The 13153-nt window shown below is 46.2% G+C and carries 11 protein-coding genes; 5 read left to right on the top strand and 6 right to left on the bottom strand.

The window, feature by feature from the left end:
• Positions 1 to 233: 233 nt before the first annotated feature.
• Together NST47_RS29915 and NST47_RS29910 are read left to right on the top strand one after the other, a co-directional pair.
• A complete protein-coding gene (locus NST47_RS29915; protein ID WP_341158396.1) occupies positions 234 to 2228 on the top strand; it encodes a sulfatase-like hydrolase/transferase in 1995 nt (664 codons plus the stop codon).
• Between the two features lie 265 nt (positions 2229 to 2493).
• Positions 2494 to 2709 (top strand): hypothetical protein, encoded by a 216-nt coding sequence (locus NST47_RS29910; protein ID WP_076233136.1) that lies wholly within the window; start codon positions 2494 to 2496, stop codon positions 2707 to 2709.
• Between the two features lie 173 nt (positions 2710 to 2882).
• On the opposite strand, the gene NST47_RS29905 is transcribed toward NST47_RS29910, so the two are convergent.
• Complete coding sequence (locus tag NST47_RS29905; protein ID WP_341158395.1) at positions 2883 to 3224, bottom strand: hypothetical protein; 342 nt, start codon at positions 3222 to 3224, stop codon at positions 2883 to 2885.
• 112 nt (positions 3225 to 3336) lie between these two features.
• On the opposite strand from NST47_RS29905, the gene NST47_RS29900 reads away from it, so the two are divergent.
• Positions 3337 to 3579 carry a hypothetical protein gene (locus NST47_RS29900; protein WP_341158394.1) on the top strand — a complete coding sequence of 81 codons (243 nt, stop codon included), beginning with the start codon at positions 3337 to 3339 and terminating at the stop codon, positions 3577 to 3579.
• Positions 3580 to 3690: 111 nt separating this feature from the next.
• On the opposite strand, the gene NST47_RS29895 is transcribed toward NST47_RS29900, so the two are convergent.
• Genes NST47_RS29895 through NST47_RS29885 form a run of 3 tightly spaced genes read right to left on the bottom strand, consistent with a single transcriptional unit; the run spans position 3691 to position 6481 of the window.
• Positions 3691 to 4890 (bottom strand): MFS transporter, encoded by a 1200-nt coding sequence (locus NST47_RS29895; RefSeq protein WP_341158393.1) that lies wholly within the window; start codon positions 4888 to 4890, stop codon positions 3691 to 3693.
• Entirely contained in the window at positions 4887 to 5705 is an 819-nt protein-coding gene (locus NST47_RS29890; protein WP_341158392.1) for an HAD family hydrolase, read from the bottom strand. The genes NST47_RS29895 and NST47_RS29890 overlap by 4 nt, the downstream gene beginning before the upstream one ends.
• Positions 5702 to 6481 carry a DeoR/GlpR family DNA-binding transcription regulator gene (locus NST47_RS29885; RefSeq protein WP_341158391.1) on the bottom strand — a complete coding sequence of 260 codons (780 nt, stop codon included), beginning with the start codon at positions 6479 to 6481 and terminating at the stop codon, positions 5702 to 5704. The genes NST47_RS29890 and NST47_RS29885 overlap by 4 nt, the downstream gene beginning before the upstream one ends.
• A 246-nt stretch (positions 6482 to 6727) precedes the next feature.
• Between NST47_RS29885 and NST47_RS29880 the strand changes: the two genes are divergently transcribed.
• A complete protein-coding gene (locus NST47_RS29880; RefSeq protein WP_341158390.1) occupies positions 6728 to 7822 on the top strand; it encodes an acyltransferase in 1095 nt (364 codons plus the stop codon).
• A gap of 145 nt (positions 7823 to 7967) precedes the next feature.
• Here the strand turns inward: NST47_RS29880 and NST47_RS29875 are convergent, their stop codons facing one another.
• On the bottom strand, positions 7968 to 10637 hold the full coding sequence (locus tag NST47_RS29875) for a family 78 glycoside hydrolase catalytic domain (protein ID WP_341158389.1): 2670 nt from the start codon (positions 10635 to 10637) through the stop codon (positions 7968 to 7970).
• Between the two features lie 149 nt (positions 10638 to 10786).
• Here NST47_RS29875 and NST47_RS29870 point away from each other — a divergent pair, with 149 nt between their 5' ends.
• Entirely contained in the window at positions 10787 to 11707 is a 921-nt protein-coding gene (locus tag NST47_RS29870; protein WP_341158388.1) for an AraC family transcriptional regulator, read from the top strand.
• Between the two features lie 5 nt (positions 11708 to 11712).
• Here NST47_RS29870 and NST47_RS29865 read toward each other — a convergent pair whose 3' ends face one another.
• Entirely contained in the window at positions 11713 to 12984 is a 1272-nt protein-coding gene (locus NST47_RS29865; RefSeq protein ID WP_341158387.1) for a S8 family peptidase, read from the bottom strand.
• Between the last annotated feature and the right edge of the window lie 169 nt (positions 12985 to 13153).

Raw genomic sequence — 13153 nt, 5'->3', positions numbered from 1 at the left:
GTATAACAAAGATTAGGCAGCTTATAATGCCTGGTCTTTTTTTGTTATGTAAAAGCGCTGGTTTCTAGAAAAATTGCTTCTTTAATTATAATGTAAATTAAAGTTAATTATGGAATTAGATGATAAATAGGCTTAATTTCATCTTAATTTAATATTCAGAGTTTACAATAGCTTTACAAATATGTAATTCGTACAAAAGAAATAGAATAACACGGGTTAGGAGTGCAGAGATCATGCGTCGTTTAAAAAATAAGAAGAAGCATGTTAAGTCCTCACCGAATTGGCAGTGGAGTTCTTTCTGGACGTTCATCACATGTATAATTATGCCCTTAGTATTAGTATTCGGTGTGGAATATATTCAACGCGGAAGCTTGAATGAAACGTGGATATGGTTCGTTCAGAACCCGAAATTGGTAGCGATGAATGCCTTATTGGACTTGTTTGTCTTGTTGTTGATTTATGTGCTGGCTGGTAATTTATTATTTTCTGTCGCGCTGGCCTTATTGCTGCTCTGTTCAATGTCGTTTGTCAGTTACTTTAAAGTAAAGTTGATTGGCGAGCCATTTTTTCCGTGGGATATTTTCCTCAATAAAGAAAGTATGAACATATTGCCACTGGTGACCAATAAATCGGCTTTGCTGCGCATTGGAACGATGCTGGGCGTAGTCTTGATGCTCATCATACTGTCATTTAAGCTGCCCAAGATGCGTTTGCGGATCGGAGGAACGCGAATTGTTGTTGGTGTGTTGGCTGCTGCCGCGTTGTATTCGTTTGGTGTGAATGCGCCCCTTGCCAGTCAGCTGATGGGTAAGATGGGTGCAAATGAGATCGTATGGAACCAGTCCGAGAACTATGGAAATAACGGGATGGCTCTGGCTTTTACCATGAATGTAAAAAACGCAATTGTTCCCAAACCGTCTGGCTATGACGATCCCTCTATGGCAAGTTTGGCACAGTCGTTAATGCAAAATCAGGCCGGAGTGCAGACCGCTTCAGCAAAAATAAGTGCAGATCAAGCGGTGCAACCGAACGTTATCTTTATTATGAACGAAGCGTTCTGGGACCCAACGCTGCTGCCAGGTGTTGAATTCAGTAAAGACCCGCTGCCTACGGTTCACCGATTGCAGCAGGAGTCCACTTCGGGTTATTTGCTCTCGCCACAATTCGGGGGAGGAACAAGCAACGTGGAGTATGAGGTATTAACTGGGCAATCGATGAGCTTTCTACCGGCAGGCTCCGTCCCTTATCAGCAGTATATTTCCAGGCCTATTCCGAGTCTTGCCGGATATTTTGAAGAGCAAGGCTATAAAAGTATGGCTATTCACTCCTACGAAGGATGGTTCTGGAACCGCGAGAATGTTTATAAACAAATGGGTTTTGAAAGCTTCATGAGCAAGGATCAATTCCAGAATCCGCAATACAAAGGCGATTTTATCTCTGACGATGAAGTTGCCAACAGTATCATTCAGCAGGTCGACAACACGAAACAACCGAATTTCATCTATGCGGTGACAATGCAAAATCATGGTCCTTACGATGATAACCGTTACGGTACGAATGAGATTCAAGCTGAAGGCAGCTTGACGCCGGATGCGAAGAATACACTGGAAACGTACACGCAGGGTGTATATGATGCGGACGCCAGCCTGCAGAAGCTGATCGATCACTTTACGGAGACAGGTCAACCTACAGTGATCGTATTTTATGGCGATCATCTACCGATGATGGGCTATGATTATGATGTGTATGCACAGACCGGTTTTATTCAAAGCAGCAAGTCAGAGGAATGGTCACTTGATGATCTTAGAAGGATGCATAGTGTGCCATTTGTAACATGGTCTAACGTAGATTTGCCGAAGGAACAAATCCCGGTGCTGAGTAATTCCTTTCTTGGTGCTTACATGTTGAATCAAATGGGTATGGAGCTTCCGGCGACACTTGCCTATAACGAGGAATTATCCCGCAAGATGCCTGCGATGCTGCGGAATCTGGTCGTGGATGCTGATCAGAATATGTACCAAGCTGTACCCGATAGCCTTAAAGATGATGTGAACAAATATCAGCTTATGCAATACGATACACTGTTCGGGAAGCAGTATTTGGCCAAAAGTATGGATTCGCCATATCTGCAGCCAAGTGTAATGCCAAATTATAATCAGGAATTTGCAGAGGAGGCATCCACGGATGTGGACGATAGTTTGAGTGCAAGCGGAGACGAAAGCCCATAGATGACGATGATACATTAACAGCGAAATCCTGGTTAAAGGTTAAAATAAAGGCATACGAAAAAACGTGAGTTGAATGCCGCTCACGTTTTTTTAATGTCTACTAGATTACTTAATCCTATGTGTTTAATAAGAATTAAGCCATATATATTATCACAGGAATTGTAATAAATCAAGAAAGTTATTGATTTATTATGCTAAATATAGTATCTTACAGAAGTGCCTAATAATTGGTAACCTCAATCATAGTCGAAGGGAGGCAGCTAACATGGAAAAAATGTGTATGGAAATGATGATGGGTATGTGCATGGAAGACATGATGTGCAAAATGAAATCCATGAAAATGATGATGGACAAGATGTCCGAGATGAACATGATGCAGGATATGGATACAAGCATGATGATGTCCAAAATGCAAGAGTGTGACGAGATGATGACCATGATGATGAATATGATGCGTGAAATGAAACAAACTTCGATGTAAATCATGAAGTAACATATTCATTGGCTGATGAATATGTGATGTTAAGAGCAGAGCAGATAGCTGCATGCTATTGATTTCCGCCGGCTTTGCAGTTCACTGCTAGCCCTTCGTTCCATCCCACTGGCAGAGCGGTCGTCTGCATGCCATTATATATGACTCGCTTTTTAATTCGATTAACTTCTTCTGATTTTTCTGGAAATATCGATCCGCTGCGATTTTAACTCCCACACTTGCTTTCTCAAATCCTCTACCTGCTTGATATCCTGACTTTTGCGTAACTCTTCATAGATTTGCAGCATATTACGGTTAACGGCATCGAACATTTTCCAAAGATCCTGCTTGAGTTTTTCCTGCATTTCTTGTACCTGATTTTGAATAATCATATCTTTATGACTTAATGCTTCTATGATTTGCTGCTGCCATGCTGTATCACCTATATGTTTGGCGTAGTTGTAGAGATCCAAATAATCATCTACCCACGCTTGGGTTAATTTCGTTAGTATTGGGGTCGTCATAAGGATCAACACTCCATTCCGAATCTTTAATATTCTTATACCTAGTATTATACTGGGAATTATAAGAATTGCAAGTGTTGTTTTTCAATTTTTGATTTAAGGGGGATTTGGGTTGAAAAAATTCTTTCTTGGTTTGGCATGCGGTATTCTTGTAACGGCTTCGACTGCCACTTACGCATCGGACACCATTCAAGCCTATTTGTTCCCCGTCGGGTTTGAATTGAATGGACAGGAGAAGAAATTAGACAACGAATATGCAATATTAAATTATAAAGGACATGCTTATGTACTTATGTATACCCTGATGGCGCAACTGGCGGAGCCATCTATGAATGAGAACGCAGACGAGTTATGAATGAGCAGAGGAAGTTAAATGAGAGCTGCTGGATAGGCTACAATACATAAATACGCCACGTTTGGCTCAATGAAGAGCAAGCGTGGCGTTATTTGTTGTGCTTGGTCTAGATCATGCTCTCTGCGGTGAGGCAGCAGCCGTAGCTTGAACCGGCCTCATTCTCATCATAATCACAATTAGCAGCACCATCAAAGCTGACAGTCCAACGAGAAAATAAAGCGTGAAGGTGATGGACGTCTGCTCCATAAACCGGCCTGTCAGCCAGGACATGCAGGCCCCGCCAAGGCCACTGGCAGCAATCAGCTTGCTTGTGGTTTGTTCCGTACGTCCGGGAAACAGACTATTGGAGTAGATAAGTGCAATTGCGAACAAACCGGACATTAAGAGTCCCATTAATGTAATTATTGCGAACGCGGCCCAGGCTGTTGTGACGAACAGGAAGCAGATCAGCACGATAAACGTACCAAGGGTGCTCCATAGCAAATATCGCGGATAACCAAATTTCTCGGCTAATAACCCACATACGAGTCTGCCGACAATCATGGCTCCCCAATAAAAGCTGACACTAAGCGCGGCGAACGCGGCGTCCAGCTTCATCGTTTCCAGTAAAATGGAAGGCAGGAAATTAACAAGACTCATCTCGAGACCGACATACACGAAGAACAAGAGGACACAAGTGCTAACCATAGCCAAAGGCACAAATCCACGATTAACAGTAGATGCTATTACAGAATGTGATTCATTACTTTTTTTGTTAACCAAAAGATGTCCATGAGTGGAGGTGAATCGCGACCAGGCCCACGCCAGAAGCAGTGCGAACAAGCAGGTAGCATAGAAGCTTATTTTCCAATAGCCCGAAGCAATCAGAATACTGATTATAATCGGCATCGATAACGCTCCAACCCCGTAAAACACCTCCAACCGGCTTAAAGCTACGGCTGTTCGATCTTTTACTGCGTCAATAATCATCGCCCCTATGGTGGATTCAATAATTCCTGAGCCAAATCCGACCAAAGGTATAAAGCACAACACAATCGTCCATGGTGGAAGTATTGCAATTACGATGAACCCGGCAAAAATAAACCATAACGTAAAGGACAGCATACGGGACCGTCCGAACTTTTTGGACAATAGGGGCTGGGTAAGCACACCTAGCAGAAATCCACAAAACTGTGCAAATATAAGATTGCCACCATCGGCATAATTGCGTCCATAGTGGGAAAGGAGTTCAGGTAAAAGTGCAGCAATCACAACCGAAGTAATTCCGATGAGTAAGTAGAAGCAGCAGCAAATCCAGATTAATCGTTTCATGTATGCTTCGCTTTCGTATCGATATTGCCGGCGTTCGTTTGAAGAGCCCAGGCAATAGCCTCCGCCACACTATCCACAACATACGCGGCATTGGCCTGAACTTCAGGATGACTGGTACTCATTGCGAAGCTATTGGGGATTGTACCGAACATCGAGATGTCGTTAAAAGAATCGCCTATACAGATCGTTTCATCCGCACGTATGCCGGAGTACGACAGCAGCGTCTGAATGCCTGCACCTTTGGAAACATGGCGGGGCATAACGTCCATACAGCGCACATCAGAAATATAAGCATCAATCTTGTCGCCATGAGTGGATAACAATTCCTGTTTAAAGGCAAGCAGATGCTCCATCTCTCCCTGATACGATACCTTGCAGCACATCAGCTCGCTCCCGAGCGCTTCGACGGCATGTGGCATGACGCGCAGAGGAGCTAATAAATTGGCTTCAATAGCAGCGTAGCCTTCGTTCATAACTGTCGTGACATAATAGTCTGGACCGTTCAGCAAAGTGTAAATGGATGTACCCTCAGCAGCCTGTGCGAGTTGTCGGACTAATGAGGTTTCGAAGATGTCCTGCAGGATAATCTCGTGGTCCTTGGTGTGCACAAAGGCACCGTTTTGAGAGACTGCGTGTGCGGACAGCCCAAGCCGATTGCTAACATGGACAATTTCAGGGTGCATCCGTCCAGATGCAAAGCTGACCGTAATTCCACTAGCTAAGGCATTATGAAGGGCAGCTTGATCCTCTGGTTTAATATGGCGGCTATTATGCAAAAGGGTTCCATCCAAATCACTGATAATTAATTTGATCATATTTCTGTATCTCCTTTGGCAATCATGATGTCGATCTGGTGCTTAAGCAAGGTTTCCTTCATGGCATCCTCTGGCTCGCGATCGGTGATGAGAATGTCGATGCGATCGAGTCCCGAGATTCGGTGAAAATGCTTTTTACCGAACTTGGTATGGTCGGCAAGCAATATGACCTGATCGCTGCGGCGCATCATTTCCTTGGTAATATAGCCTTCTTCTTCATAAGGGTCCGTAATGCCATCCTCAGTGATCGCACACGTTCCGAGCAGCAGCTTGTGTACGTGATAATCCTTGAGATTGCTTAGCGCTCTAGCACCATATATGAAGCGATGCTCCGGATGAAGCATCCCTCCAAGCAAATGGACAGCAATATTTTCCTTTTGATTGAGAATACTGGCAATATCTATGGAATTCGTAACAACAACATGGTCCTTCGTACGGATTTGTTCAGCGGCGCTTTGTACGGTTGTAGAAGCGTCTAGCAGTAAATAATCACCATCATGCAGCAGAGAGGCGGCAAGCTGGCCGATGGCTCTTTTGGAATTCGTAGTCGCTTGATCGTGAAGCCGTTCATTGTAGTTGGCGATGGTGCGGGACAATGTAGGCAGGATAGCGCCGCCGCGTGTACGGAGAATGTGACCCTGCTCCTCAAGCTTAATAATGTCTCTGCGTGCAGTGTCTCGTGAAATGTCGAACAGCTCGCATATATTTTCAATGCTGACCCGGTGATGGACCTGTAAAAATTCCATGATCCCGATCAACCGTTCTTCCTGATACATGTTAAGCCTCCTTTTCCGTGGGGTGGGGTTAGCGGTGGTCATTATGTTCTATGTTGATTATAAGTAATTATGCATTTTAAATCAATTAATTTTAAGTAAATATAAGTTTTTTTGTGCAAACATAAGTTTTTACAAAAAAGTTACATTTGATAAACGCTTCCATGTGGTATGATGAAGGATGATTACTGTATACAAACATCAGCAATAGGTCTGTTTATACAACGGATCGGAGGGAAGGCAAATATTTTGACAGTAAAAAAACCAAAGCTTATAGAACTGGATATCGTAAGAGCCTTTGCCATATTGGCTGTTCTCGTTATTCATGGGACATCGGAAGCAACAGTTGAAATACCCATAGGCTCGACATCCCAGGCACTGTATTTAGGGATCAACAAGTTCAGTAATTTTGCCGTTCCTTTATTTATATTTTTAAGTGGATTGGTATTGTTTTATCGCTATATCGATGATTGGAGCGGTAAGCAGGCCGTTACTTTTTATCTAAAAAGGGTGAAACAAATCTTGTTTCCTTACCTGCTCTGGTGTGTGTTCTATTATGTATATAATCAATGGATTTACGATCCGGATCATCTGCATTGGGATTGGCAGGAGCTTCTTGGTATGCTGCCTTGGTCTGATGCGTCGTATCATCTTTATTTTATGGTTATTATTGTTCAGTTCTATCTGGTATTTCCGTTATTAATCTGGCTGAGCAGGCTCTGGAAGGGCTTTATGAACAGTCTGGTCATTATTGGGATAGTCGTACAGGCTGCATCCTATTGGTATGAGCATACGGTTGCGCCATTTGAGCATTCCGCTTCATTATGTGTTACATATTTCAGCTTGTTCACTTTGGGTGGATACATAGGTGTACATTATCAAACGTTTGCTAACTGGATTGGGCGGCACATCGGCTGGGTGTTACCATTAAGCGTGCTGCTCGGACTCAGCTTTATGGGGATGTTCCTAATTGAACAATCCAGTCAAATACGCTTTACCGGCATCTGGTATACGGTTATTTTTAACGTGTATCCGATGTTTGCCGCGATGAGCTTTATCTGGATTGGGCGCAAGATGCTGCAGTATGCTCCGAAGCTTTCCAAGGCATTTATTTCACTGGGCGCTGTTTCATTTGGCATTTATTTGATGCATCCTGCGCTGCTCAGCTATTGGCGCACTCACGTAACGAATGCTACTGGCAGCATCCTGCACTATCATGCGTATACGATTTCGGCATTTTTGCTCAGCTTGATCGTTCCGTGGCTGCTGGTTTCCCTCTATGGACAAATCGTCAAATGGCTGAGATTGCGCAGCAAAAGACAGCCGCAGAGAGGTGCTGCATAAACCTCAACGACTGAGCAGAATTGTATGGTGCTGAACTGTCTTTGATACGAAACAACTGCAGTTGAATACCGCTCACCCAAACGAACCAAGTTAAGGCCCGTTATCCGACTGATCAGCTCAGCCGGATAACGGGCCTTTGATTATATTATAGGTTAGCTGTGAATTGATAGCTTCCAGAGCCTAATGTGATCGTGACACCATCTGCCAATTGCTGACGGTTATAGATGCCTTCGGCTTCGAAGATCGAATGCCCACTCTCCAGCAGAGTCTCCAGCCGGGCATCAGGGAGGTGTACCTCGGCAGTCGTATTGGCAGGGATGGTAATGCTGACGATCCATCCTCCTTGCTCGGTCCGTTCCCAGCCGGAATGAATCATTCCGTACATCGACTCCAGCGAAGCCTTGGCGTATTCAAAGCCTTGACCGACTCGCGGCCGAATCTTGATATGCTTGTAGCCCGTTGATTGATGGTCGGTATCAAGACCGGCGACAACCTGATACAGCCAATCGCCGATGGCTCCATACGCATAGTGATTGAAGGAGTTCATATCATCACTCCAAAATGAACCGTCTGCCTTCACGCCATCCCAATGCTCCCACATCGTCGTTGCGCCTTGCGTAACCGGATACAGCCAAGAGGGGTAGCTCTCCTGCAGAACGAGCTTCAGCGCAATATCATGCTGTCCATTATCGGATAACACATGGCACAGATAAGGCGTACCTACGAAGCCGGTTGTCAGATGGAAGCTGTTCTCCTCAATAAGCTCGACCAACGTTTGCACAATGCGTTTCTTTTGCTCGCCTTCTACCAGATCAAACATCAGAGCAAGCACATGTGCGGTTTGTGTAGCGGCGCATAGTCTTCCGGCAGGCGTTACGAACTCATTGCGGAACTGCTCCTTGATTTTACTGTACAAGCTCTCATAAGTCGCAGCGTCACTTGATTTACCAAGCACTTTGGCGGTTTGGGCAAGCAGGCTTGTGGAATAAGCATAAAAGGCTGAAGCGATCAGATCGCTCGGTGTTGCTCCCTTGTAGCTGTTTTCCTTGGCATCCAGTCCGAGCCAATCCCCAAAATGAAATCCGCTGTTCCACAAATACGTGTTGTCACCCTGGCTGTGAATATAATCCACCCAGCTCTTCATACTGTCATATTGCTCCGCCAGCAATCGCTTATCTCCATAGCTGAGATACACGGTCCATGGGCATATAACCGCAGCGTCGCCCCAGGCTGAGGATGAATGCGTATCCTGGGGAAGCACATCTGGAATCACATGAGGAACTCCGCCGTCACGGAATTGATCTGCCTTCAGGTCACGAACCCATTTGGTGAAAAAGGGGGCTACGTTGCGGTTAAAAGCCGCTGTGCGGATGAACACCTGGGCATCTCCGGTCCAGCCAAGCCGCTCATCCCGTTGAGGGCAGTCCGTTGGTACGTCGAGAAAATTTCCGATTTGTCCCCATACGATATTGTGCTGCAGCTGATTAATCAACGGATGTGAGCATTCAAAATGGCCGGTCGTCTCCAGGTCTGTGGTGATTACGCATCCTGTGAACTGCTCAAGCTTCGGTTCTCCGGGATAACCTTCGAGCTTCACATAACGGAATCCCTGAAACGTAAAGCGCGGCTCGTAGGTTTCCACGCCTTCTCCCTTGCATATATAAACATTGGTTTGTTTGGCTGATCTTAAATTACCGGTATAGAAGTTGCCCTCCTTATCAAGTACCTCAGCGTGCTGTATGGTGATAGTATGGCCTGCCGCGCCTTCGACAGAAAAATGCATCCAACCGACCATATTTTGCCCCATATCGAGCACGGTTTCTCCGGCGGGTGTTCGAATCAGCTCAATAGGTTGAAGCCGTTCAACAATACGTGCCGGATTATTTTCCTGGGCAATCAGGATCTCTTTGGAATGCTCGCGCACAGTGGTTCCGCCCCAGCCCGAATCATCGTAATCCCATGTATCCCAGCCGTTTTGTTCAAGTCTGGCATCGTAGGTTTCGCCGTGATACAGCTCAGACATACGAATGGGGCCTTCTGATGCTTTCCAGTTATCGCCCGTCTTGATGATCTGCTCGCTGCCATCCTCATAAGTAATGTGCAGCTGCAGCAGTGCAGCCCGCTCGCTTCCATAGCAGTTGCGCTGTGTCTGCCAGCCTAAATTGCCCTTGTACCAGCCGTCGGCCACCATCAAACCAAGTGCATTCCCACCGTCCTTCAGCAGTTCGGTCACAGGATAGGTTTGATATTGAAGCCGACTTGTATAGCTGGTCCATCCAGGTGTAAACAGTGCATCTCCAACCCGATTGCCATTCAGGCTAAGCTCATAGAGTCCCAACGCGGTTGCATAGATGACTGCCCTGCTGACCTGACCATCAATCTGAAAAACGGTCCGAAACATGTCGATAGGTTCGGCTTGCTCAGGATCACGCGGGATACTGGCTGTAATCCAGTCAGCTGTCCATTCCGATGGTGTCAGCAGGCCGGTTTCCCAGTAAGCGGTTTCACTCCAATCGCTGTGTTGACCGTGCTCGCTCCATATCCGGATGCGGTACACGTATCGGGTACGCGACTCAAGCGCAGCTCCCTCATACACAACATGTACGGATTGATCGGAGATGACCTTGCCAGTATCCCAAATGAGTTGAGTATCGAACAGTTCGGGAGCAGCGGCTACCTGGATTTGATATGCGTTTTGCTTCACATTGCGTCGCCCTGAAACAAGCTTCCAGCTGAGTCTTGGCTGTATCACATCAATTCCAACAGGATTACGGCGATACTCGCACGTTAATTGCGTAACTTGTAATGGCTGCATCATACACCTCTTATTGTGGATTTGGATTTGTAATTATTTTAGTATGGTTCGGCTGCAAAAGATTGGGTTAGACTTGACATATTTATAGGTGTATATTGACATTATAAAATAAGTTTGAGCTAAGGATTATGGACTGGGGAGCGTATCTCATGAGCATTCGCAGATCAATCAACTCGTTGACAGGCCAGACTTTTTTTGGACCTGATTTTCCTTTGTATGTAAATCGTGCGAGTGAATCCTTCGAGATGTTGGAGCATCTGCACGATTTTGTTGAGGTCAGTTATATTAGTGAAGGAAAAGGCTATCATTATATTGACGATCAGGTGGTGACTGTCCAGAAGGGTGATCTTTTCTTTATTCCAATCGGGGTTTCCCATGTGTTCAGGCCTGCGCAGGCTTCGGCCAAGGAACGCCTAATCGTGTATAACTGCATTTTTCATGACCAGTTTTTCGAGCGTATTGCTACTAATGATTCCAGTCTATGGGCACCTGATGACGTTGCTGCGCTGCGGGCTTTGAATCAGGAGAAGAGCTGGTTTGTATATCGGGAGTCGCGCGGTGAAGTAGGTGCATTGATGCACCAGCTGTATGTGGAATTTAACGATACCCAACCGGCGCGCCGCATCATGCTGCTGTCTTATGCGCTGCAGCTGCTTGTTTGTCTTGTTCGATCCTCGGCAGGACACGCTGACGTTGAAGCAGAGTTGGAAATGAATCGTTTGAAAGCGGTACTGGAGGAGCTGGGCCAGCGGCTTCAAGACCCTCCTTCCTTGTCGAAAATGGCGGCATCCATCAATCTGGGCACCAGACAATTCCACCGATTGATAAAAAAGGCCACAGGCCAAACTTATATGGAATATATTCAATTCCTGCGGATTCAAAAGTGCTGTGAGCTGCTGAAGCTTACTGATGACAAAATAAGCACCGTGGCCGAGCTTATAGGGTATAAGGATATGAAATATTTTCATGCTTTATTTAAACGAAAAACCGGATTAACACCTCGGCAGTTTCGCACGCAGGCAGGCAGGACCTCTCCAGAGATCCTGACCCTTCCTGCACTTGGTCACTGATGGTATTACCTGAACTTGCCTCCCAAGGATTGTTTGCGGCTGCGTGCTTTGGCTGCGGCAAACCGCATGTTCAGCTCCCCCGCTCCTTGAGCCTGCACCGACTGCTTGAGAGAGTAGGCGTTGCGTTGTAATAATCGTTTTACTTGAGCGGGTGTCAGACGGGAATTTTGCTGCAGCAGTAGTGCGGCGGAACCCGCTGTGATGGGAGAGGAGAAGCTGGTGCCTGACAACTTGAAATACCGTTTACCTACCCGATTGCCAGGAAGCGTGCGATCCAACTCAGAGCCATCTGCGCGCAGCGAAATAATATTGGTTCCGGGAGCAACCAGATCAGGTTTGACACCTCCGCCCTTGGCAGGTCCGCGACTGGAAAATGCGGCGATTTGATCATCCGATTCGCGTACCGTGTTTCGATCATTCGTGGCACCCACAGTGATAGCCAGTGGACTGATTCCCGGAGAATCAATTGTGCCCTTGGCGGGCCCTTCATTGCCTGCCGACACCGTCACGACAAGTCCAGCCCGAACGGCTTTGCTTACGGCTTGACATAAGGGGTCATTACTGCAGTTCTCCAGTGCTTTTTTACCAAGAGATAGGTTGAGTATACGAATACCAAGCCGTTTACGGTTATTGACACACCATTCTATGCCTTTGATAATCGTTGAATCGTATCCCCCACCCTGCTGATCCAATACCTTGACCCCGACGATACGGGCACCTGGTGCGGTTCCTCGATATTTACCTTTGCTGGAGTAACCATTGCCGGCGACGTCACCTGCTACATGTGTCCCATGACCATTATCATCGTAAGGCTTGGTTCTGTTATTTACGAAATCTTTGAACGCTGCGATGCGATTGGCCGGTTGGGTCAAATCTGGATGTGGGGCTACACCCGTATCCAGAACCGCTACAGTGATTCCTCGTCCTGTGGTACCCCGCGAGCGGACAGCGGCTGCGCCTACAGCGGGTGTTGCCACATTCAGATTGATGCGGTTTTTACGGTCAAGCACAATTTTTGCTACGTGTCGATGGGAGCAAATAGCCTTCAAACAAGCGGGGGATACATGTGCTGCCCAGGAGCCAATCAGCTTAAGATGGGCCTTTTCTTTAAAATGATGCTTGCCTTTATCCAGTTTTCGCTTCAAGGAAGAGGCATGCCGTTTGCTTGCAGGGCCTGCAAAGCGGACGATGACGCGAACCGTCTTTTGCTTGGCGGAGCGTTGGCAGCGGCAGGCAGCACGGTGTAAAGAAGCGGATACCTTGCGATGCTTATTCAATAAGGATCACCTTCTTATGAGTTTTCGAAGAAAACTTACTTCGTAAGGAACAGCTGAGTTTTCGAAGAAAACTTACTCCGTAAGCCATTCGTTCCCAACAAAATATGCGCTGCTGCGGTTACATTCTATTAAGTTCATTAATTTGGGCTATTTGGCTATCTGGATTCAT

This window comes from Paenibacillus sp. FSL H8-0034, assembly GCF_038000305.1.
Classification (GTDB): domain Bacteria; phylum Bacillota; class Bacilli; order Paenibacillales; family NBRC-103111; genus Paenibacillus_S.
The sequence above is the reverse complement of the archived record's forward strand: the minus strand, read 5'-3'. Positions and strand labels throughout refer to the sequence as shown.

What these genes read in the sequence shown, in the direction of transcription:
- NST47_RS29905 (WP_341158395.1), bottom strand. Translation starts at nt 3,224, where the DNA reads ATGACGACCCCAATACTAACGAAATTAACCCAAGCGTGGGTAGATGAT.
- NST47_RS29895 (WP_341158393.1), bottom strand. Translation starts at nt 4,890, where the DNA reads ATGAAACGATTAATCTGGATTTGCTGCTGCTTCTACTTACTCATCGGA.
- NST47_RS29870 (WP_341158388.1), top strand. Translation starts at nt 10,787, where the DNA reads ATGAGCATTCGCAGATCAATCAACTCGTTGACAGGCCAGACTTTTTTT.
- NST47_RS29915 (WP_341158396.1), top strand. Translation starts at nt 234, where the DNA reads ATGCGTCGTTTAAAAAATAAGAAGAAGCATGTTAAGTCCTCACCGAAT.
- NST47_RS29885 (WP_341158391.1), bottom strand. Translation starts at nt 6,481, where the DNA reads ATGTATCAGGAAGAACGGTTGATCGGGATCATGGAATTTTTACAGGTC.
- NST47_RS29875 (WP_341158389.1), bottom strand. Translation starts at nt 10,637, where the DNA reads ATGCAGCCATTACAAGTTACGCAATTAACGTGCGAGTATCGCCGTAAT.
- NST47_RS29910 (WP_076233136.1), top strand. Translation starts at nt 2,494, where the DNA reads ATGGAAAAAATGTGTATGGAAATGATGATGGGTATGTGCATGGAAGAC.
- NST47_RS29890 (WP_341158392.1), bottom strand. Translation starts at nt 5,705, where the DNA reads ATGATCAAATTAATTATCAGTGATTTGGATGGAACCCTTTTGCATAAT.